The sequence below is a fragment of the Streptomyces sp. NRRL S-340 genome (assembly GCF_000720185.1).
In the GTDB taxonomy this organism is placed as follows: Bacteria; Actinomycetota; Actinomycetes; order Streptomycetales; family Streptomycetaceae; genus Streptomyces.
In genome coordinates this window covers 209,054-230,038 of the sequence record NZ_JOIY01000027.1, presented here as the reverse complement: position 1 = coordinate 230,038, position 20,985 = coordinate 209,054, and the positions used below count along the sequence as shown (strand labels likewise).

Below are 20,985 nucleotides of genomic sequence, written 5' to 3'. Positions count from 1 at the left end.
GTCCTGCTGCCCTGACGGGCCGGGCGGGAGGCCCGGGGTACGGGGGGGGGCGGGCGGGCCCCGGAGCACCCGGGGCGGTCCGAAGGACTCGGCCGAGGACCGGCCCCCAGCCGCCTCGAAGGGGACGCGGCCCGTCCCGTGGGCGGTGATCGGCGTGCGTCGGCGCGCCCGCGTGCGCGTACGCCGGGCGCGCACGTCGACTCGTACTCCAACCCGCGCCCGGCGCGCGCGGTGGACCGAGCGCGCGCCCGGTCCACCGCCGGGTGTTCCCGTCCACCGCCGGGTGTTCCCGTCCACCGCCGGGTGTTCTCGTCCACCGCCGGACGCGCGCCCCCGTCAGGCCGGCCACGGCAGGTGGGCCCGCCCGTCAGGCCGGCCACGGCAGGCGGGCCCGCACCTCGAAGCCGCCGTCCGGGGTCGGCCCGTGGCGCAGGGTGCCGCCCGCCAGGACGGCGCGTTCGGTGAGGCCGATGAGGCCCTGGCCGGAGCCGGGGACGTGCGGCACCTCCCCCTCCGGCGGCGGGTTGTGTACGTGGACGGCGAGGTCGCGCCCGGCGCCGCCGGTGACGGTCACGGTCACCTCCGCGCCGGGGGCGTGCTTGCGGGCGTTGGTCAGGGCCTCCTGGGCGATGCGGTACGCGGTGCGGCCGACCGAGGCGGGCACCGCGGCCGGGTCGACGACCTGACCGGTCAGCGTCACCTTCATGCCGGCCTCGCGGGACTCGGCGACCAGGGCGTCCAGCGCGGCCAGGGTGGGCTGCGGGCGCCCGGCGTCGTCGGAGTCCCCGGCGCGCAGGACGCCGATGATCTCCCGCAGGTCCTGCAGGGCCTCGTGCGCGCTCTCCCGGATGACCCCGGCGGCCCGCACGATCTCCTCGCGGGGCGCGTCGGGCCGGAACTCCAGCGCGCCGGCGTGCACGCTGAGCAGGGTCAGCCGGTGCGCGAGGACGTCGTGCATCTCCCGGGCGATGGCCTCCCGGGCGAGCCGCTGCGCCTGCTCGGCGCGCAGCCGCGCCTCCGTCTCGGCCCGCCGCGCCCGGTCCCGCAGGCTCAGCATGAGCTGCCGCTTGGACCGTACGAACATGCCCCAGCCGATGACCGAGAGGGTGAGGAGCACGGCGAAGACGACGATGCCCGGATACGGCAGGTCGGGGTCCGGGCGCAGCCAGTAGAAGAGCGGGATCAGCGCGAGCTGGGCGCCGCCCACCCAGACCACGTACCGCAAGGGGCGGTGCACGGTGAGGGTGAAGAGGGCGACGACGACGGCACCGCCCGCGGTGTTCGAGACCACGCCGACGGGGATCATGGCGACGGCCAGCCCGAGGGGCCAGCGGCGGCGCAGCCAGACCGCGGCGCAGGCCAGCGCCCCGACGACCTGGTCGGTGACGGCCAGGACCCGCGGCAGGTCCTGCTCGTGGGACAGGGAGCTGACGGCGCTGGCGCCGAGGAGCACGGCGAGGAAGAAACAGGAGAAGTCGACGAACCAGTCACGCGCGGTGCGCCGGGTCCGCCCGGCGCGTCCCGCCTCGGGGCCGAGTCCGTCGGCCACGGCGGAGGGCAGCCACCACCGCCGTCCGGCGCGCTCCGTCGGTTCCCGCGTCGTCCCGTCTGCTGTCACAGTCGACAAATCTACGCAACGGAGAGAGGCCTCCACCGCGCCCGGAGCGCATCCGCGACCAAAGTCGCGGCGCGGGCGACCTTCGGCTCTCCGTCCCGGACGGACCGTGGACCTCGGTCGGCCGCCTCCCGCCCCGTGGCCGATGCGCGCGGGGGGACCGCGGGGCGAGCCTCGGACGCATGAAGAAGGTTCTGGAGGCCGTCGGCTTCATCGCCCTGGTGCAGGGCGTACTGGGGCTGGTGCAGGAGTTCACCGACTGGCACGTGGGGATGGTGCGGCGGGTGCCGTTCCTGCACGGCTACGAGGTGTTCGTGAGCTTCGTCCTGATCGTGCTGGCGTGCGCCCTGTTCGCCGCCGCCGACAGCCGCAAGCGGTGAGCGGTGAGCGGCAGGCGGCAGGCGGCAGGTGTGCGCCGGGCGGCCGGTGGGGAGGCCGCCCGGCAGCCGCCTCAGCAGCCGAAGTCGACGAGGTCGAACGTGGCGTAGTGGTCCGAGGTGTAGTAGTCCTCCTGGGTCCGCTCGCCGGTGACGATCCGGCGGGCGCCCCGGGTGGGGGAACCGGGGGTGATCACCGTGTACTCGTGGTAGTAGCCGCCGGCCCGGCTGGGCAGGACGCCCTCGCGGTTCTGGAAGACGCTGCCGTCCTGCGAGTACGGGAAGGGGCCGCCCTGGTCGATCAGGTCCAGCGTGTCGTGGGCCTGGGAGGGCAGGGCGCCGTAGCAGATGCTGCCGACCGAGGCCGTGGCGGCACCGGCCTGGCCGGCGGAGACGGTGCCGCCCACGAGGAGGGCGGACAGGAGGGCGCCCGCGGCGCCGATGCGGGTCATGCGTGGGGGGAATCTCATGGAACTCATGATGACGCGCGTAGACAGTGGCATGTCAATGACAATGCCGTGGAGTTTCCCGGCAAGTCCGGTGAATTCACCGGCGGTTGACCTCGGCCGTTCATCTGTTCCCCGGACGTTCATACGAACCCGGTCGGCGACGGACGCCCGCCCTCCCTCCCGCCGATGCCGCGGTCTGCCGCAAGAGGGTCAACGCGGTGTCGTACACCGTGAGTTGTAGATACGACGGTCCTACCGCACCGGTGGTGCGGCAAGTTCCACCCCGTGCGGGACGACCGGGCACCGCGACCGCCCGTAGGTTCTTGGCCCAGCAGGACCGCGGCGCCGCAAGACCGCCGGCGCCGCGTCCCGCACGCACCACGGGCCAACTCGGGGGACCCGACGGGGGGACCCGGCCCGTCACCGGGAAGGAAACCGACCCGATGAACATCCGCAGGCACCTCGCCCTCTCCGTGGCCGCCGTGGCCGTGAGCTCCGGCCTGGCCTTCGCGCCGTCGGCCTCGGCGGCCCCGCAGTCCGCCACCGCCGGCTGTTCCTACCCGTACGTCTGCTTCTACAAGGGCTCCAAGAAGACGGGCTCGTACAAGGACGTCACCAGCGGCTGGCAGAAGCTCGGGGCCAGCAAGGGCGCCACCAAGATGGTGAACACCCGCCACGACGACGTCGTGTACACGCACTTCACCAACGGCAGGACGCACTGCACCCCGCCCGGCTACGTCACCACGTTCAACTCGTGGGTGGTCGACAAGGTCCGCATCAGCTCCGCCTCCCACTGCTGACCCGCGCCGCGCCGGCGACGGCCCGCACTCCTGCGTCAGAGTGCGGGCCGTCCGCCGTGCCACCAGCCGGGACCTCGGCGTCCGATGGCCGCCAGCGCCGGTACGGGCCGGCCGCTGGGATGGAGGCATGACATCTCAGCAGAACCTCGAAGGAAAGACGGCTCTCGTGACCGGCGGCAGCCGTGGCATCGGCGCGGCGACGGCCCTGCGGCTCGCCCGCGAGGGGGCCGACGTGGCCCTCACCTACGTGAACGGGAAGGAGGCGGCCGAGGACGTGGCGCGGGAGATCCGGCGGCTGGGCCGGCGGGCGGTGACGCTGCGCGCGGACGCGGCGGACCCGCAGGAGGCGTCGGACGTCGTCGGACGGGCGGCCGGCGAACTGGACGCGCTCGATGTACTGGTGAACAACGCGGGTGTGGGCCTGCTGGGCCCGGTGGAGAGTCTGACCCTCGCCGATGCCGACCGGGTGCTCGCCGTGAACGTGCGCGCCGTCTTCCTCGCCTGCCGTGCAGCCGCCGTGCGGATGCGGGAGGGGGGCCGGATCATCACCATCGGCACCTGCATGACCCAGCGCGTGCCGGGGCCCGGCGGGACCCTCTACGCGACCGGCAAGTCCGCCCTGATCGGTCTGACCAAGGCACTCGCCAGGGAACTGGGACCGCGCGGGATCACCGCGAACATCGTGCACCCAGGCCCGATCGACACCGACATGAACCCCGCCGACGGACCGTACGCGCCCGGGCAGGCGGCGCTGACGGCGCTCGGCCGCTTCGGTACCCCCGACGAGGTGGCGTCGATGGTGGCCTATCTGGCGGGGGGTGACGCGGCCTACGTCACCGGCGCGGAGTTCGCCGTGGACGGCGGGCACGCGGCGTAGGGTCCGCGCGGTCTGCCCGCGGCGGAAGCGGGCAGGCCACCGCACGCTGCGGTCCGGAAGGTCCGGCGGCCACGGGACGCGGGAGCGCGGGAGGCCGAACCGCGGGCATCGCTGCAGGCACGCCGGATCACGGCACCATGGGACGCCGGATCGGGGGACCGCGGACGCCGGATCATCGGGGACGCGGGATCGCGGGGCGCGCCGGTGCTGTCGGGCCGGGCGCGCCCCGCGGGCCGTGGGACGGGTCAGCCGCCCAGTTCCTGGTGGCGGGCGGCCAGGCGCCGCGCGCCGTCCTCCGTCAGGGAGCCGAACAGGCGCAGCCGGGAGATGCCGCCGTCCGGGAAGATGTCCACGCGCGCGTGGGTGCCGACGGCGGGCACGGGCAGCACGAAGCGGTGGTTGGTGTCGGGCTGGCAGCGGGTGCGCGGCAGGACCTCGCGCCACTCGCCGTCCTCACCGTCCTTGACCGACACGGACGCCCATCCGGCGCTGTTGCCCTTGAGGTAGGCGGTGTCGATCTCGACGGCGCGGATCTCGGAGCGCGCGACCAGCTCGTAGCGGATCCAGTCGTTGCCCTGGTCGCGCCGGCGGCGGGTCTCCCAGCCGTCGTCCATCTTGCGGGAGCGGCCCGGCTGGATGGTGTTGGTGGCCGGCGAGTAGAAGAGGTCGGACGCGTCCTCGACCCGGCCGCCGTTCTCCAGGGCGACCACGTCGAAGGTGCCGAGCGTCCGCAGCCACTCCGGGTCGGGCACGACCTCGCCGTACACGCGCAGCCGCGCGATGCCGCCGTCGGGGTGCTGGTTGACGCGCAGGTGCGTGAAGCGCTGCTCGACGCCGACCTCGAACCCGTTGGCCGCGTGGCCGCCGATCGGGGTGCGCGGCAGGAGGGTCGTCCACTTGACGTCGCCGGCGAGCAGTTCCTCGGGGGAGGGCGAGCCCGGTACGCAGGCGCCTTCCACCGACACCGCCTGCGGGTAGTTGCCGCGGAAGTGCGCCGTGTCGATGACGAGGCCGCGTACGACGCCGGGCGCGCCGAGCCGTATCAGCGCCCAGTCGTGGTCGTCCTCGGTGGGCCAGGGGTGCTCGGCGCCGACGCCGCGGCGGCGGCGGGTCTCCCAGCCGTCCATGACCTTGCCCTTGTGGCCGAAGTGCTCGGGGTCGAACTCGGCGCGCTCGGGGACCAGCAGGTTCTCGCGCTGGGCGAAGAACTCGTCGTTGGCGGCGATGACCCCGGCGCCCAGTCGGCGGTCGGCGAGGTTGGCGTGCTGGGTGAAGGGGAAGTCGGCGGTGCGGTAGTCCGCGTACGGGTCACCGCCTCCGTAGGGGTTCGCGTCGCCGGTGAAACGGGGAGTCGCCGTCACGGTGATCAGTTCTTCCTTTCGGGAGTCGGCCGGTGCGGGTGGGGCGCGCGTGCGCACGCGCCGCGGTACGGGTCCCGTACCTGACGCGGTCCCACGCGCGCGTGGGAGTGGTGGCTCAGTGGGACCGGTTCAGCAGCCGGCCCCGGGGGGCGGTGAACTCGCCGCCGGACACGATGCGCTCGCCGCGCAGCCAGGTGGACTTCACCACGCCCCGCAGCGTCCGGCCCGCGTACGCGGTGACGCGGTTGCGGTGCTGGAGGCGGGCCGGGTCGACGGTGAAGGTCTCGTCGGGGGCCAGGACGGCGAAGTCGGCGTCGCGGCCGGCCTCGATGGCGCCCTTGCGGTCCAGGCCGGCGAGGGCGGCGGTGCGCGCGGACATCCAGCGTACGACGTCCTCCAGGCCGTGCCCGCGCTTGCGCGCCTCGGTCCAGACGGCGGCGAGGCTCAGCTGGAGGGAGGAGATGCCGCCCCAGGCGGTGGCGAAGTCGTCCGTCTTCAGGTCTGCGGTGGAGGGCGAGTGGTCGGTGACCACGCAGTCGATGGTGCCGTCGGCCAGCGCCTGCCACAGCAGGTCCTGGTTGGCGGCCTCACGGATGGGCGGGCAGCACTTGAACTCGCTGGCGCCGTCCGGGACCTCCTCGGCGGTCAGGGTCAGGTAGTGCGGGCAGGTCTCGACGGTGATCCGCACGCCCTCGGCCCGCGCCTCGGCGATCAGGGGCAGCGCGTCGCTGGAGGACAGGTGCAGCACGTGCACGCGCGCGTTCAGCCGCTTGGCCTGGGCGATGAGTGCGGCGATGGCCGTGTCCTCGGCGTCGCGCGGCCGGGAGGCGAGGAAGTCGGTGTACCTGGGGCCGCCGTGCTGCGGGGCGGCGTCGAGGTGGTGCGGGTCCTCGGCGTGCACGATCAGCAGGCCGTCGAAGCCGGATATCTCCGCCAGCGAGGTGGCCAGCTGGTCCTGGTCGAGGTGCGGGAACTCCTCCACGCCCGACGGCGACAGGAACGCCTTGAAGCCGAAGACACCGGCGTCGTGCAGCGGGCGCAGGTCCTTGACGTTGCCGGGCAGGGCGCCGCCCCAGAAGCCGACGTCGATGTGCGCCTTGTCGCGGGCAACGTCCTGCTTGACGCGCAGGTTGTCCACGGTGGTGGTGGGCGGCAGGGAGTTGAGCGGCATGTCGATCAGGGTGGTGATGCCGCCGGCCGCCGCGGCGCGCGTGGCGGTCCAGAAGCCCTCCCACTCGGTGCGGCCCGGGTCGTTCACGTGGACGTGGGTGTCGACCAGGCCGGGCAGCAGGACGTCGTCGCCGAGGTCCTCCAGGCGGGCACCGGCCGGCACCGGCGCGTCGTGGGGCAGTACGGCCGTGATCGTGCCGTCGGCGACCGCGACGGACGCGGCGCGCGTCCCCTCGGGCGTGATGACTCGTGTCGAGCGCAGCACCAGTTCAGCCTCGGACACCGGGACCCCTCTCTTCGTCGCCGTCGTGCTTCCAGGACACGAGATGTGCAGGGACTTAGACCCATTTACACCCATGTAACGGACTTCAACGTTCTGTTGAAGGAGTCTTCACTCCCACCCTCACCCCGTCAAGGGGCACACTGCTGGACAGCTGGTCGGCGTACACACTCTGGACGTTTCCACAAAGCGGAATTAGAATTCCGACAGACAGAACGTAGTTCCGTACAGGCAGGGAGTCAACCGTCCCCCCGGTAGGCTTTGGCCCTTCCCGCCCGCCCCGAAAGGAACGCGCCGTGCCGACGTCCAGCGCCAGCACCACCGACTCCGCCAAGTCCTCCGCCAGCGGTGGCGTCCAGTCCCTCGAGCGCGCCTTCGACCTGCTCGAACGGATGGCGGACGCGGGCGGCGAGGTGGGCCTGAGCGAGCTGTCCGCCGCCAGCGGACTGCCCCTGCCGACCATCCACCGCCTGATGCGCACGCTCGTGGCCTGCGGTTACGTCCGCCAGCAGCCCAACCGGCGGTACGCGCTCGGCCCCCGGCTGATCCGTCTGGGCGAGTCCGCCTCCCGCCTGCTGGGCACCTGGGCCCGCCCCTACCTGGCCCGGCTGGTCGACGAGACCGGCGAGACGGCGAACATGGCGCTGCTCGACGGCGACGAGATCGTGTACGTGGCGCAGGTGCCCTCCCGGCACTCGATGCGGATGTTCACCGAGGTCGGCCGGCGGGTGCTGCCGCACTCCACGGGTGTGGGCAAGGCGCTGCTGGCCCACACCCCGGACCACGAGGTGCGCGCCCTGCTCGCCCGGACCGGCATGCCCGCGGCCACCGAGAAGACGATCACGACCCCGGAGGGATTCCTCGCGGCCCTGGAGGACGTGCGCAAGCTCGGGTACGCCATGGACGACAACGAGCAGGAGATAGGGGTCCGCTGCCTCGCGGTCACCGTGCCCGACTCCCCCACCGCCGCCGCGATCTCCATCTCCGGGCCGGCCGGGCGGGTCACCGAGTCCGCGACCGAGCGCATCGTCCCGGTCCTGCAGCAGGTGGCGGCGGAGCTGTCCCAGGCGCTGAGCAGCGCGGGGGCGCCGGCCTGAGCGGACGGGGACCGGCCGGGCGGCGCCGGCCCCCGTGTCGTCAGTCCCCCGGCGCGGTGAGCCGTGCGTCCGCCGGGGCGCCGGGCGGTGGGCCTGACGGTCCCGGGGGTGCACCGAGCCGTCCGTCCCGCATCTCCGCCACCGAGTCCACCGTCGCGAGATGGGTCCGGTCGTGGGTGACCAGGACCGTTGCGGTGCCCCGGTCGCGGGTGAGGCGGGTCAGGAGGGTGAGGACGGCCGCGCCGCGCTCGTGGTCCAGGGCGCTGGTGGGCTCGTCCACCAGCAGCACCGACGGCTCGTTCATCAGCGCCCGGGCGATGTTCACCCGCTGCCGCTGGCCGCCGGAGAGCTGGTGCGGACGGCGGTGCGCCTGGCCGGCGAGACCGACGGCGGCCAGCAGCTCCCGCGCGCGGCCCGCCGCGCGGCGGCCGTCGAGGCGGGCCATCACCTCCAGCTGCTCCCCCGCCGTCAGCGAGGGCAGCAGGTTCGGCTGCTGGAAGACGATCCCGATGTCCCGCCGGCGCAGCGCGGCCCGCTCCGCGGCGGTCAGCCGCCCGGTCGGCGTCCCGGCCACCCGCACCCGCCCGCTGTCCGGGGTGATCAGTGTGGCCGCGACCGCCAGCAGGCTCGACTTGCCCGAGCCGGAGGGCCCCACCACCGCCGTGACGGTGCCCGCGGGGACCTCCAGGGACACCCGGTCCAGCGCGGTCAGCCTGCCGTCCCCGTCGGGGTAGGTCAGGGTGACGTCGTCCAGCAGCAGGCTCATCGCACGCCTCCCAGCGCGGTCAGCGGGTCGACGGCGGTGATCCGCCGCACGGACAGGGCGGCGCCCAGCACGCCGAGGACGGTCATCACCGCGGCGGGCACCAGGACGGTGGCCGGGTCGAGCACGAAGGGCACCGTGCCGCCGCCCCGCACGAGGGCACCGGCCAGGCCCGCCAGGGCGGTGCCCCCGAGCGTGCCGGCGGCCAGCAAGACCACGGCCTGCCCGAGCGCGTCGCGCAGCAGGTACCCGGTGGCGGCCCCCAGGGCCTTGAGCACGGCGATGTCGGGCGCCCGCTGGATCGTCCAGACCGTGAAGAAGGCCCCGACGACCAGCGCGGAGATGACGAACAGGAACCCGCGCATCAGTTGCAGCGAGCCGTTCTCGGCCCGGTAGGAGCCGATCGCCGTCACCGCCTCCCCCTTGGTGAGGGTCCTGGTGCCGGCGGCCTCGTCCCCGGCGGTGACGTCGGCGCCGTGCGTGCGCAGCGCGATCACCGTCGCCCGGCCCCCGTCCCACGCCGTCCACACCACGGGCGTGTGGCTGTAGGACGCGCCGCCCGTCACGGCCGCCACCGTCCACGAGGACGCCCCGAGCCGCACCCGGTCCCCGCCCGCGACGCCCAGGTCCGAGGCCGCCTTCTCGGAGAGCACCGCCTGTCCGGGGGCGACCTCGTGCGGCGCGAGGCCGGAGCCGGGCCGCACGGCGAACACCGACAGGGCCGCCCTGCGGCCGCCGGCGGTGGCGTCCACCGTGCGGATCGCCACCGGTTCGGCGTACGGCACCCGCTGCGCCCACCGGGCGGCGGCGGCCGGCGGCAGCGACGAGCCGGTGAACGACACCGCCTGCCCGTCCGGCGGCGCGGCGAAGGCGAGGTGGTCGGCGGGCAGGCCCCTCACCGCCGAGGTGTTCTCCTCGGCGAGCCCGGCGGTCAGCCCGGACAACAGCCCCACGAGCAGGGTGATCAGTACGACCACGGCTCCCATCAGGGCGAACCGCCCCTTGGCGAACCGGAGGTCTCTCCATGCGACGAACATGTCCCCCAGCCTCGGCGGCGCACCCCCGCCGCGCATCGCACCGGGGCACGCTCCTGCCGGACCGAAAGGTGCGGCCGCCTTTCAACCTTTCGGTTGACCGGTCCCGCGCACCGCCCGCTTACGCTGGGTCCGTCATGGACGTCCGCCCGCACTCCCCCGTCGTCGTCACCCTGCGCCTGTGCCTGTACGCGCTGTTCGCCGGACTCCTCGCGCTCGCCGCCCTCCGCGCCGACGGTCCCGCGACGGTGGCGGCGGCGCTCGGCACGGGCGCGGTGTTCGCCCTCGGCGCGCTGAGCCCGGCGGTGCGCCGCTCCCGGCGCCGTTCGGCGGTGTGGCTGGCGGTCCTGAGCGCGGCCTGGCTGGTGCTCCTCGCCTTCTCCCCGCAGGCCGTCTGGGCGGCGTTCCCGCTGTACTTCCTGCATCTGCACCTGCTCCCGGCCCGCTGGGGACTGCCCGCCGTAGCGGCGACCGCGGCGGCGGCGATCGCCGGATTCACCGGGCACGGGGAACACCTCAGCCCGGGCGTGTTCATCGGGCCGCTGCTCGGCGCGGCGGTCGCCGTGGCCACGGTCCTCGGCTACGAGGCCCTGTACCGGGAGAGCGAACGGCGCCGTGAGCTGATCGAGGAGCTGGTGGCCACCCGGGCCGAGCTGGCCGGCGCGGAGCGCGCGGCCGGCACGCTCGCGGAGCGGGAGCGGCTGGCCCGGGAGATCCACGACACGCTCGCCCAGGGCCTGTCCAGCATCCAGCTGCTGCTGCGCGCGGCCCAGCGCGGGATCCCCGGCGACTCGCCGGCCGCGGCCCACATCGAGCAGGCCCGCGCCACCGCGCAGGACAACCTCGCCGAGGCCCGCCGTTTCGTGCGCGCCCTGACACCGCCGGACCTGGAGCACGGCTCGCTGACCGGCGCGCTGGAGCGGCTCTGCTCGCGCGCGGCGGGCCCGCCGGCGGTCCGCTTCTCGGTCAGCGGTACCCCGACCGGGCTGCCGACGCCGTACGAGGTGGCGCTGCTGCGGATCGCGCAGTCGGCGCTCGGCAACACCCTGCGGCACGCCCGCGCCGCCCGCGCGGAGGTCACCCTCAGCTTCATGGACACGGCGGTGGCCCTGGACGTGGTCGACGACGGGGTGGGCTTCACCCCGGACGCGGTCGCGGCGGCCGGCGCGGAGGCGGGGGCGGTGCGGACGGCCGGCGGAGTGAGGACGACCGGCGCGGCGGGGGCGAGGGGGACCGCGGGAGCGGCGGGCGGGGCGAGCCCCGCGAGGGACGGCGGTGCGGCGGCGGGCGGCGGGGCGTACCCCGCGACGGGCGGCAGGTCGGCGGCCCACGATACGCAGGCGGACGGCGGTGCGGCTGAAGGCGACGGTGCGGCAGCGGGCGACGCCGCACCGTCGCAGCGGACGGCGGCGGACTGCGGCACCGCTGAGAGCGACGGTGCGGCGGCGGGCGGCGGTTTCGGGCTGCCCGCGATGCGCTCGCGCGCCGAGGCGCTGGGCGGCACCTTCGCGGTGGAGTCCGCGCCCGGGCAGGGCACGGCGGTGGCGGTCACCCTGCCCTACCCGGCCGCCCGTGGCGCGGGAGGCGGCGCATGACGATCCGGCTGCTGCTGGCCGACGACCATCCCGTGGTGCGCGCGGGTCTGAAGGCCGTCCTGTCCGCCGAACCCGACTTCGAGATCGCCGGGGAGGCGTCCACGGCCGAGCGCGCCGTGGAGCTGGCCGCCGGGGGCGGGTTCGACGTGGTGCTGATGGACCTCCAGTTCGGTCCGCGGGGCGCGCACGGCGCGGAGGCGACGGCGGCGATCACCGCACGGTCCGGCGCGCCGCGCGTCCTGGTCCTGACCACGTACGACACCGACGCGGACATCCTCGCGGCCGTGGAGGCCGGAGCGGCGGGCTACCTGCTGAAGGACGCGCCGCCGCACGAGCTGGCCGCGGCGGTGCGGACCGCGGCCTCCGGCCGTTCGGCGCTGGCCCCGGCGGTCGCCCACCGGCTGATGGACCGGATGCGGGCGCCGGCCGCCGCGCTCAGCCGCCGCGAGCTGGAGGTGCTCGAACTGGTGGGCGACGGCCTGTCGAACCTGGAGATCAGCAAGCGTCTGTTCCTGAGCCAGGCCACGGTGAAGTCCCATCTGGTGCACGTGTACGCGAAGCTGGGCGTGGAGTCGCGTACGGCTGCGGTCGCGGCCGCCACCGAGCAGGGGCTCATCCGGCGCCGCAGGCCCTGACGCCCGGCACCGGGCGGCGAGCCGCCACCGGAACCCGCCGGGGCCGGCGGCCCGGAACCCGCCGGGCCGGCGAGCGGAGGCCGGCGGGCACGCCAGAACCGGGCCGGGCTCGGGACCGCCCCGGCTCAGCGCACCGCGCACCGGCTCAGCGCACGGGCGGCGGGGCAGGCGGTGGCGGCCCGAACATGTCCACCGCGGCGCGCACCTCGCCGAGGCCGACCCGCAGGGCGCTGACCGAACCTATGGAACCGGCGATCAGCAGCAGGGAGCGGCGCAGCCGGGGAATCTCGGGGGTGCCGTGGGCGGCCATCGCGGCGAGCGAGGCGAGTTCGTCCTCGGCTATGGCACGGTCCGGGAAGTCCCGGGGGTGGGCGGCGAGTTCGCGGCGTAACCGGGACACGGCGGTGCGCAGTTCCGCCACCCTCGGATCCTCTCCGCTGCCGGTCACCGCTCTTTGTCCCAAGCTCCGCAACACAGCCCTCCCCCTCGCACGTCGTCGTGCGCAGTCCCCGGACGCGGGTCAGTAAACGCCACCCGGGGCGGGGCGCGCCACCGTGCGGACCGAAATTCAGCCCCGCGCGCCGGGCACGGGCGACGGGCCGTCAGGTATGCAGGACACATGACACCTGTGGACGACATGGACGACGAGGTCGCCGGCCTGGTCCTGGCCGCCGGCGGCGGACGGCGGCTCGGCGGCCGGCCCAAGGCACTGCTCACCCACCGGGGCCGGCCGCTGGTCGAACACGCGGTCGGGGTGCTCCGGGCGGCGGGGTGCACGCGCGTGCACGTCGTCCTGGGCGCGCGGGCGCGGGACGTACGGGAGCGGGCACGGCTGGAGGGCTGCGTGCTCGTGGAGAACCCCGGGTGGGAGCAGGGGATGGGCTCGTCGCTGCGGGCCGGGCTGGACTCGCTCGCGGGTTCGGGGGCGCGGGCGGTGCTGGTCTCGCTGGTCGACCAGCCCGGCATCGGCGCGGAGGCGGCCGGCCGGGTGCGGGCGGCGTTCCGGGACGAGACGTCGCTGGTCTCGGCGGCCTACGACGGGGTGCGCGGGCACCCGGTCCTGTTCGGTGCGGCGCACTGGGCGGGCGTCGCGGCGAGTGCGGGCGGGGACCGGGGGGCACGCGGCTACCTGAAGGAGCACGCCGGGGTGATCACCCTGGTCGAGTGCGCGGACGTCGCACAGGCGTACGACATCGACACGGAGGCGGACCTGTGCCACCTGGAGTGAACGGGGTGGCACCGAGCGACACCTTTCCTCGACTCAGAGAATCTCGACATCAACAAACCATTGAAGTTCCACGATGAGGAAACTACTATCCACTGATCAGAAGCACCCGACCGCACAGCGGGTGCGAATCACCCCATTCGTACGCCTTGGCACCCGGTGCCACCGCTGAAGGAAGTGACAGCTCATGTCCGCACCAGCGCCGTCCCCGCTGGCCATCGTCGACGCCGAGCCCCTGCCCCGGCAGGAGGAGGTCCTCTCCGACGCGGCGCTCGCCTTCGTGGCGGAGCTGCACCGGCGGTTCACGCCGCGCCGCGACGAACTCCTCGCCCGCCGTGCGGAGCGCCGCGCCGAGATCGCCCGCACCTCCACCCTCGACTTCCTCCCCGAGACGGCCGCGATCCGCGCGGACGACTCCTGGAAGGTCGCCCCGGCCCCCGCGGCCCTGAACGACCGCCGGGTCGAGATCACCGGTCCCACCGACCGCAAGATGACCATCAACGCCCTGAACTCGGGCGCGAAGGTCTGGCTCGCCGACTTCGAGGACGCCTCCGCTCCCACCTGGGAGAACGTCGTCCTCGGCCAGCTCAACCTGATCGACGCCTACACCCGCAACATCGACTTCACCGACCCGCGGTCGGGCAAGTCCTACGCCCTGCGCCCGGCCGGGGAACTGGCCACGGTCGTCATGCGCCCGCGCGGCTGGCACCTCGACGAGCGCCACCTCACCGACGCCGACGGCAAGCAGGTCCCCGGCGCCCTCGTCGACTTCGGCCTGTACTTCTTCCACAACGCCCAGCGCCTGCTGGACCTCGGCAAGGGCCCGTACTTCTACCTGCCCAAGACGGAGTCGCACCTGGAGGCCCGCCTCTGGAACGAGATCTTCGTCTTCGCCCAGGACTACGTCGGCGTCCCGCAGGGCAGCGTCCGCGCCACCGTCCTGATCGAGACGATCACGGCCGCGTACGAGATGGAGGAGATCCTCTACGAGCTGCGCGACCACGCCTCCGGTCTGAACGCGGGCCGCTGGGACTACCTGTTCTCCATCGTCAAGAACTTCCGTGACGGCGGCGAGAAGTTCGTCCTGCCGGACCGCAACGCGGTCACGATGACCGCCCCGTTCATGCGGGCGTACACCGAACTCCTCGTGCGCACCTGCCACAAGCGCGGCGCGCACGCGATCGGCGGCATGGCGGCGTTCATTCCCTCCCGCCGGGACGCCGAGGTCAACAAGGTGGCCTTCGAGAAGGTCCGCGCGGACAAGGACCGCGAGGCCGGCGACGGTTTCGACGGCTCCTGGGTCGCCCACCCCGACCTGGTGCCGATCGCGATGGAGTCCTTCGACAAGGTGCTGGGCGACAAGCCGAACCAGAAGGACCGGCTGCGCGAGGACGTCGACGTCAAGGCTGCCGACCTGATCGCGATCGACTCGCTGGACGCCAAGCCCACCTACGCGGGCCTGGTCAACGCCGTCCAGGTCGGCATCCGCTACATCGAGGCCTGGCTGCGCGGCCTCGGCGCGGTCGCCATCTTCAACCTCATGGAGGACGCGGCCACCGCGGAGATCTCCCGCTCGCAGATCTGGCAGTGGATCAACGCGGGCGTCGAGTTCGAGAACGGCGAGAAGGCCACACCGGAGCTGGCCCGCAAGGTCGCCGCCGAGGAACTGGACCGCATCCGCGAGGAGACCGGCGACGAGGCCTTCGCCGCCGGTCACTGGAAGCAGGCCCACGACCTGCTGCTCCAGGTCTCCCTCGACGCGGACTACGCCGACTTCCTGACGCTGCCGGCGTACCAGCAGCTCAAGGGCTGACCGACCGCCGGGCGGACGGCCCCGGGAAAGGTGTTCCCGGGGCCGCTTCGTGCTCCGTCCCGTCCGCCCCCCCGCCCGGAACAGCCCGTCATCCCGCCCGGAACAGCCCGTCAGCCCTCCCGGAGCGGCCCGTCATCCCGCCCGGAGCGGCCCGTCAGCCCTCCCGGAGCGGCCCGTCAACCCTCCCGGAGCGGCCCGTCAGCCCTCCCGGTCCAGGTGGACGGACCAGTCCTGCTCCGCCGACGGCTTGCCGTGCAGGTCCGGGACCCGCTTGAGCCAGTCCGGCCGCCCCTGCCGCGTCCGCGCCGCGCGCCGGGCCTCCTCGGCGGCCAGTTCGTCCCCGCCGGGGAAGTCGGTGGGCAGCCAGGCCGCCGAGGCCCGCGCGCGGGCGTGCAGATGGCCGACGTAGGCCTCGCGCACCTCCTCGGCCGTGGCGAACCCCGGCTCCTCGCTCAGCCAGGCGTCCGGCACCCGGCCCACGATCTCGCGCAGCAGCGTCTCGGTCACCCGCGGCGCCAGCTCGGCGTCGGCCGCGCGCACGTCGGGCGCGTACCGGCCGAGCGCGTGGTGGCGGAAGTCGTACGCCTTCTCGGGCGCGGTCAGGTCCCAGCGGTGGTGGAAGACGAGCGCCGCGCCGTGGTCGATGAGCCACAGGCGCGGGGGCACGACGCCGAGCGTCGGCCAGATCATCAGGTTGGAACTGTGCACGGTCCGGTCGACGTTCACCGTCAGCGCGTCCAGCCAGACGATCCGGCCGGCCTCCAGCGGATCCACCCGGAACGACTTCGCGACCTCGGGGGTGAAGTCCCGCGCCCCCGGCAGATGATCCATCCCGAGGTTGACCCCGGCACTGGCGCCGTGCAGTTCCCGCACCTCCTGGTGGACCTCGTGCGCGGCGATCGCCGGGTCGAAGTGCACCAGGACCAGTTCCGGGAACCGCAGCCCGAGGGCCCGTGCCAGCTCCCCGACGATCACCTCGGCGACCAGCGCCTTGCGCCCCTGCGCGCTGCCGGTGAACTTGACGACGTACGTGCCGAGGTCGTCGGCCTCGACGACTCCGGGGACGGAGCCGCCGGAGCGCAGAGGCTCGATGTAACGGGTCGCGGTGACCTCTCTCAACATGGTCGAAGGTCCCGTCGCTCGCCGGCCTCGACGTTCACGGCGACCTCCAAGACGCTGCACTCCGGGAAAACGGGCTGATCAGCCCTGGGGAGAGTCCGCGGGGTTCCGACCGACACGCTCGCTCCCCGTCTCCCCAGCAGTCCCTCGGCGGCACTGCGGCCCTTGCTTGTGGCCTCCGGCATGAAGTGAGCATAGTAACCAGGCGTGACAGCCGGCGGGGGAAGGCCCCGCCCTCAGGGAGCGGACCGCAGCGGCGGTGCCTGCCACGTCATCCCGGGCGGCTGGAGCAGGGGCGAGGGCTCGGGGCCCGGGTCCTCGGTGTCGACGACTCCGGCGGCCGTGCGGTCGAAGCCGGCGGGCCAGCGGGTGTGCTCACTGGCGAGGGCGCCGGTCAGGCGTGCTTCGGCGAGGTCGGCGGTGCGCAGGTCGGTGCCGCGCAAGTCGGCCATGCGGAGGTCGGCCCGCCGGAAGACCGCGCCGTGGGCGGCGGCCTTGCGCAGGTTCGCCTCGCGCAGGTCGGTCTCGGTGAAGTCGGCGTCCCGCAAGTCGGCCTCGACCAGCTTCGCGGCCCGCAGGTCGGCCAGCACGCAGCGCGCCCGGCGGAGGATCGCCGTCGTGAGGTCAGCGTGCCGCAGGTTGACCGAGACCAGGGACGCCTGGGTCAGGTTGGCGTGGTACAGGCCCGCCGCCTCCAGGCAGGCACGGTCGAAGTTGACCTCGGGGAACCACATTCCGTCGCAGTCGGCCCGGCGCAGGTCGGTGATGCTGAGATTGACCCAGGACTGCTCCCGGTGCCGGCACAGCACGCCGAGCGCGGTCAGCGCCACCTGGGCGTCGGCGGCGCGGGTTTCCAGGGGTGCGATGTCGTTGATGGGCACGTCCGCCGCCGGTGACGGACGCCCGGCGGGTGGCCAGGGCAGGTGTGTCCGCAGGTACGCGGCCTGGATGGAGATGACGGCCTCCCGGTCGCGCGCGGACTGCTCCGCGATCCGCCACAGCGCGTGCAGCCCGCCGATGCGCACATCCAGCTTGTCGCTGCCGAGCTGGTCGACGGCCCGGCTGAACCGGTCGGTGACGTAGCCCTCCTGGGTGGCGCGCAATCCGTCCTGGCTCACCCGCAGTTGGCGCCAGGTGGCGTACGCGCCGAACAGCACGACCAGGCCGCCGACCATCTGCAGAAGCGTCGTACGGACATCGTTCACCGCCTTCAGCCGATCCTGCGCGGCGACGCTCGCCCCGGCGAGGTCGTGGTCGACCACCACCCCCGGCAGCACGACGAACACGGTGCCCAGAACGGCCAGCCCCGCACCGGCCAGCAGCGCCGCGGCCGCACGACGTCTGACCGGCCCGTCGTGCCATGCGCGCCGTCCGCGGTCTGTCTCCCCCGTCTCCATGGGCACGAGAGCCTAGTGCGGTGCTCCGCCGGCCCGCGACACGGCAACGGCCTGACCTGCTTCCCGGCCCGCCCCCCGCCATCCGGCCGGGCCGGGCATCGGTCCGCCTCCTGCCGAACCCGCTAGCCGCCCGCCAGCGGGTTCGGCAGGGGGCGGTAGCGGGCGTCCGCGCCGTCCGCGCCCGTCCAGCGCAGCAGCAGGTTGGTCTTGCCGGGCAGTGTCGGGGCGCTGAGCAGACCGGGGATCTCCGGCAGGTCGTGGCTTGCCAGTTCGCGGCGCACGGCGGGCCACGGGTCGAAGCCGGGCCGGCGTTCGGCCAGGGCCGCGGCGATCTCGCTGAGGTGGTTGACGACCAGGCAGTACACCAGCCGTTCCCAGCCGGCCGCCCGGCCCACGTCGGACAGCAGTTTCACGCCCTCCGCGTCCCGGAACAGCGCCTGCACGGGCAGGCCGCGGGCGTCGACGGCGACCAAGGAGTTCTGCAGGTGCGCCTCCAGGACCACACCGTGCCGGGCGAAGGCGGCGAGGGCCGGTGGCACGACCTGGCGCAGGTACGCCCCCCACCACGCCGCCGGATCCAGCGGTCCGTCCAGCGGGTTGCCGGGGAAGCCCTCGGCCAGGGCGGCGGCGAGCAGCGGGGTCGCGCCCGGCAGCAGGTGCCGGCCCGTCCCGTCGCGGACGACGACGGCCAGTTCCTCGAAGGCGAAGGCGGCGGTGCGGTAGCCGCGGTCGCTCAGCCAGGCCGCCGGGCCCCCGGCCGCCGCGAGGGCGGCCGTCGCCGCCGCGTCGGTACGGCGCAGTTTCAGCAGGTCGTGCCGCCACAGCCGGCGTACGTCGTTGGTGATGCGCACGTCCAGGCTGAACTTCAGGAACAGGTCGGCGTCCGGGGCGTGGACGGTGCGGACCGCCGCGGTGGGCCGCACGTCCCGGGCGGTCGTGCCGAGCCGGAGCAGCCGGCCGTCCGCGAACGCTCCGGCGAGGCCGCCGCCGACCAGGTCGAGCTGCCACGGGTGGGCGGGCAGCAGCCGGTAGCCGGGCGGGGCCTGGCCGAGGGCGTCCAGCGCCGAGGTGTCACCTTCCTCGACGGCCTGGTCTGCGCGCACCGCGAGCAGCACCAGCGGGAAGCGGGCGTGCGCCTCCGGCGCGTACGGCAGCCAGGAGGCGACCGGACCGCCCCCGCGCGCCTTGGGCGCCGGGTGGTACGGATGACCGGTGACGAGGGACTGCTCGGACCGGGTGTACAGGTCCCCGGGCGGCGTCGCGCGGTCACGGGCGGCGAGCAGCGCCGCGACCGCCTCCCGGCTGTCGATCATCTCGGCGGGCAGTTCGTCGTTGGTCACACCGGTGTGGCGGCGCAGTTCGTCGGCGACGAGTTTGACCAGTTCGGCGTGGCCGACGCGCTGCCAGCGGCCGGCGGCGAACACCTCGGGCTCGGCGGGCCGCCGCCCGCCGCGCACGCGCAGCAGCCGCCCGCCGCCCGGCAGCCGGTACACCTGCCGCCCCCCGGTGTCCGGGCACCGCCGGGCCACCTCGCGGACGAGGCAGTTCAGCAGGGGCGCGGCGGCATAGGCGTCGGCGCGCGCGGCGACGTCGTCGGCGGGGGGCGCCACGGCACGGCCGGGCACCGCCGGCGCCCGGGTGAGCGGCGCCGCGACGCGGTCGGTGGGGGGCGCCGCCGTGTCGTCGGCGGGGGGCGTCGGCTCCATGCGTTCCATTCGTTCCGTACGTCCACACGGTGCGAGGGTGATCAGTATGTCTGTCCGGCGCGCTACCGTGACGCCCGCGCCCCCCGATCCGTACCCGAGGAGCCCGACCGTGCACCGTTTCCCGACCGCCGAGGCCGAGATCGGCGAGGAACTGGCCGTGGTGCGGCCCGGCCTGGTCCCACGGTACGCGCGCGAGCTGAGCGGCGCCCGGGCGTCCGTGCTGACCCGGCTGTGGCGGGCGCTCGCCCACGAGCCGCTGCCGTGGATCACCGGCCGGCTCCGGGAACGGGACGCGCTGGTGCTGCGGCTGTCCGACGGCCGGGTGCTGCAGGGTCCGCCGGCGGACCCGTACGCCACGTCCGCGTACGTCGCCTCGGTGCGCCTCGACGGCACGGCGTACGACGACCCGGCGCGGCTGACGGCCGCGCTGGCGGTGCCGCACGGTGACGCGTTCGCCGCCGAACTGGCGCACGGCGTCGCCTCGCTGGCCCTGTCGCGGGCCGGTCAGCCGGCCGGTGCGGAAGCACTCGCCTTGCCGGACCCCGCTGACCGGTGGCCTGCCCCGGACCGGGAGTGGGAATGGGAGCAGCGGGTGGTCGACGGGCACCCGTTCCACCCAAACTGCCGCTCCCGGCCCGGCTTCTCGGTGGCCGAGCAGTTCGCGTACGGGCCCGAGCACCGGCCCGTGGTGGAGCTGGGACTGCTGCCGGTCCCGGTGCGGGAGTGCCTGGTGAGCGGGGTGTGGCCCGAGCAACTGCGGGACGGCGGGCGGCTGCTGATCCCGGTGCACCCGTGGCAGGCGCAGCACGTGCTCAAGCGGCCCGCCGAGGGCGCTGCTCTCGCCGCTCACCCGCTGATGTCGCTGCGCACCCTGGCCCTGCCGGACGGGCCGCACGTCAAGACCGCGCTGTCGGCCCGGCTGACGTCCTCGGTGCGGGACATCTCGGTCGGTTCGGTGGCGGCGTCGGCCGCTCTGTCGGCCTTCGCCGAGGACCTGGCGGGCCGCACCGGCGGCCTGCTGCACATCACCCGCACGCTCGGCGCCGCGACCGCCCACTCCCCGGACCTGGCGGCCCTGTGGCGCGAGCCGCCGCAGACGTACACGGTCCCCGGCGAGCACGTCGTGCCGGTGGCGGCCCTGCCCGTCACCGGCCTGGCCGGCTCGCCCACGTGGCTGGCCGCCTTCGCCCGCCTCGCGCTCACCGTCGGGCTGCGCCTGCTGGAGCTGGGCGTGGCCCTGGAGGCACACGGCCAGAACCTGCTGGTCGTCCTGTCCGGCGACGGGACCCCGCTGCGCCTGGTCTACCGCGACCTCGCCGACATCAGGGTGAGTCCCGCCCGCCTGGCCCGGCACGGCATCGCCGTCCCCGGCCTGCCCGCCCGCATCCTCACCGACGACCCGGCGGCGCTGCGCCGCAAGCTGTTCGGCTCACTGGTGGCGGGCGCGCTGGCCGGGACGGCGGGATCGGGGCCGGCACTGCGCGCCGCGCTGGAGAGCGCCGTACGCGACCTGCCGCGCACCCCGGACTTCCGGGCCCTGACCGAGGAGCCGCTGCCCGCCAAGGCGCTGACGCTGATGCGGCTGTCCCCCGGGCACGCCGGGGACCTGTGGACGGGACTGCCCAACCCGCTCGTTTTGGTCCCACCCCGTTCTGATCAATAGGATCCGCCG

Annotated in this window: 19 protein-coding genes; 9 read left to right on the top strand and 10 right to left on the bottom strand. The window is 74.5% G+C overall.

Annotated elements, in window-relative coordinates; all coding sequences use genetic code 11:
• Positions 1 to 367: 367 nt before the first annotated feature.
• Positions 368 to 1,627, bottom strand: a complete 1,260-nt coding sequence (locus tag IG64_RS22110) for a histidine kinase (protein ID WP_037858828.1) — start codon at positions 1,625 to 1,627, stop codon at positions 368 to 370.
• A 170-nt stretch (positions 1,628 to 1,797) separates the two neighbouring features.
• Here IG64_RS22110 and IG64_RS22105 point away from each other — a divergent pair, with 170 nt between their 5' ends.
• Positions 1,798 to 1,995 carry a hypothetical protein gene (locus tag IG64_RS22105; protein ID WP_037858826.1) on the top strand — a complete coding sequence of 66 codons (198 nt, stop codon included), beginning with the start codon at positions 1,798 to 1,800 and terminating at the stop codon, positions 1,993 to 1,995.
• A gap of 71 nt (positions 1,996 to 2,066) precedes the next feature.
• Here IG64_RS22105 and IG64_RS22100 read toward each other — a convergent pair whose 3' ends face one another.
• The gene (locus IG64_RS22100) at positions 2,067 to 2,462 is read right to left on the bottom strand and encodes a ribonuclease domain-containing protein (RefSeq protein ID WP_037858824.1); all 396 of its coding nucleotides are present in this window, start codon (positions 2,460 to 2,462) and stop codon (positions 2,067 to 2,069) included.
• A 422-nt stretch (positions 2,463 to 2,884) separates the two neighbouring features.
• Here IG64_RS22100 and IG64_RS22095 point away from each other — a divergent pair, with 422 nt between their 5' ends.
• Both IG64_RS22095 and IG64_RS22090 read left to right on the top strand, forming a co-directional pair.
• The gene (locus tag IG64_RS22095; protein ID WP_037858821.1) at positions 2,885 to 3,241 is read left to right on the top strand and encodes a hypothetical protein; all 357 of its coding nucleotides are present in this window, start codon (positions 2,885 to 2,887) and stop codon (positions 3,239 to 3,241) included.
• Between the two features lie 127 nt (positions 3,242 to 3,368).
• Positions 3,369 to 4,118, top strand: a complete 750-nt coding sequence (locus IG64_RS22090) for an SDR family NAD(P)-dependent oxidoreductase (protein ID WP_037858818.1) — start codon at positions 3,369 to 3,371, stop codon at positions 4,116 to 4,118.
• Positions 4,119 to 4,363: 245 nt separating this feature from the next.
• Here the strand turns inward: IG64_RS22090 and alc are convergent, their stop codons facing one another.
• Both alc and allB read right to left on the bottom strand, forming a co-directional pair.
• The gene (gene alc / locus IG64_RS22085; protein WP_037858816.1) at positions 4,364 to 5,479 is read right to left on the bottom strand and encodes an allantoicase; all 1,116 of its coding nucleotides are present in this window, start codon (positions 5,477 to 5,479) and stop codon (positions 4,364 to 4,366) included.
• A gap of 115 nt (positions 5,480 to 5,594) precedes the next feature.
• Positions 5,595 to 6,932 carry an allantoinase AllB gene (allB, locus tag IG64_RS22080; protein ID WP_037858813.1) on the bottom strand — a complete coding sequence of 446 codons (1,338 nt, stop codon included), beginning with the start codon at positions 6,930 to 6,932 and terminating at the stop codon, positions 5,595 to 5,597.
• A gap of 293 nt (positions 6,933 to 7,225) precedes the next feature.
• On the opposite strand from allB, the gene IG64_RS22075 reads away from it, so the two are divergent.
• Positions 7,226 to 8,026 (top strand): IclR family transcriptional regulator, encoded by an 801-nt coding sequence (locus IG64_RS22075; protein ID WP_037858810.1) that lies wholly within the window; start codon positions 7,226 to 7,228, stop codon positions 8,024 to 8,026.
• Between the two features lie 40 nt (positions 8,027 to 8,066).
• Here IG64_RS22075 and IG64_RS22070 read toward each other — a convergent pair whose 3' ends face one another.
• Together IG64_RS22070 and IG64_RS22065 are read right to left on the bottom strand one after the other, a co-directional pair.
• On the bottom strand, positions 8,067 to 8,792 hold the full coding sequence (locus IG64_RS22070; RefSeq protein WP_051813174.1) for an ABC transporter ATP-binding protein: 726 nt from the start codon (positions 8,790 to 8,792) through the stop codon (positions 8,067 to 8,069).
• Complete coding sequence (locus IG64_RS22065; RefSeq protein WP_037858908.1) at positions 8,789 to 9,826, bottom strand: ABC transporter permease; 1,038 nt, start codon at positions 9,824 to 9,826, stop codon at positions 8,789 to 8,791. The genes IG64_RS22070 and IG64_RS22065 overlap by 4 nt, the downstream gene beginning before the upstream one ends.
• 134 nt (positions 9,827 to 9,960) lie before the next feature.
• Between IG64_RS22065 and IG64_RS22060 the strand changes: the two genes are divergently transcribed.
• On the top strand, positions 9,961 to 11,418 hold the full coding sequence (locus tag IG64_RS22060; protein WP_037858807.1) for a histidine kinase: 1,458 nt from the start codon (positions 9,961 to 9,963) through the stop codon (positions 11,416 to 11,418).
• Positions 11,415 to 12,053: a response regulator gene (locus IG64_RS22055; protein WP_037858806.1), complete on the top strand. Its 639-nt coding sequence runs from the start codon at positions 11,415 to 11,417 to the stop codon at positions 12,051 to 12,053. Before IG64_RS22060 ends, IG64_RS22055 begins: the two co-directional genes overlap by 4 nt.
• 145 nt (positions 12,054 to 12,198) lie before the next feature.
• Here IG64_RS22055 and IG64_RS22050 read toward each other — a convergent pair whose 3' ends face one another.
• Positions 12,199 to 12,528 carry a DUF5955 family protein gene (locus IG64_RS22050; RefSeq protein ID WP_037858803.1) on the bottom strand — a complete coding sequence of 110 codons (330 nt, stop codon included), beginning with the start codon at positions 12,526 to 12,528 and terminating at the stop codon, positions 12,199 to 12,201.
• A gap of 144 nt (positions 12,529 to 12,672) precedes the next feature.
• Here IG64_RS22050 and IG64_RS22045 point away from each other — a divergent pair, with 144 nt between their 5' ends.
• Positions 12,673 to 13,281 (top strand): nucleotidyltransferase family protein, encoded by a 609-nt coding sequence (locus IG64_RS22045; RefSeq protein WP_037858802.1) that lies wholly within the window; start codon positions 12,673 to 12,675, stop codon positions 13,279 to 13,281.
• 184 nt (positions 13,282 to 13,465) lie between these two features.
• A complete protein-coding gene (gene aceB / locus IG64_RS22040) occupies positions 13,466 to 15,091 on the top strand; it encodes a malate synthase A (protein WP_037858801.1) in 1,626 nt (541 codons plus the stop codon).
• Positions 15,092 to 15,289: 198 nt separating this feature from the next.
• On the opposite strand, the gene IG64_RS22035 is transcribed toward aceB, so the two are convergent.
• The 3 genes from IG64_RS22035 to IG64_RS22025 form a co-directional block, all read right to left on the bottom strand.
• Positions 15,290 to 16,213, bottom strand: coding sequence for a HipA family kinase (locus IG64_RS22035; protein WP_037858799.1), 924 nt, complete (start codon positions 16,211 to 16,213; stop codon positions 15,290 to 15,292).
• Positions 16,214 to 16,446: 233 nt separating this feature from the next.
• Complete coding sequence (locus IG64_RS22030) at positions 16,447 to 17,607, bottom strand: pentapeptide repeat-containing protein (RefSeq protein ID WP_234438585.1); 1,161 nt, start codon at positions 17,605 to 17,607, stop codon at positions 16,447 to 16,449.
• Between the two features lie 122 nt (positions 17,608 to 17,729).
• Positions 17,730 to 19,322: an IucA/IucC family protein gene (locus IG64_RS22025; protein WP_078884132.1), complete on the bottom strand. Its 1,593-nt coding sequence runs from the start codon at positions 19,320 to 19,322 to the stop codon at positions 17,730 to 17,732.
• Between the two features lie 100 nt (positions 19,323 to 19,422).
• Between IG64_RS22025 and IG64_RS22020 the strand changes: the two genes are divergently transcribed.
• Positions 19,423 to 20,976, top strand: a complete 1,554-nt coding sequence (locus tag IG64_RS22020) for an IucA/IucC family protein (RefSeq protein WP_037858798.1) — start codon at positions 19,423 to 19,425, stop codon at positions 20,974 to 20,976.
• Positions 20,977 to 20,985 lie beyond the last annotated feature (9 nt).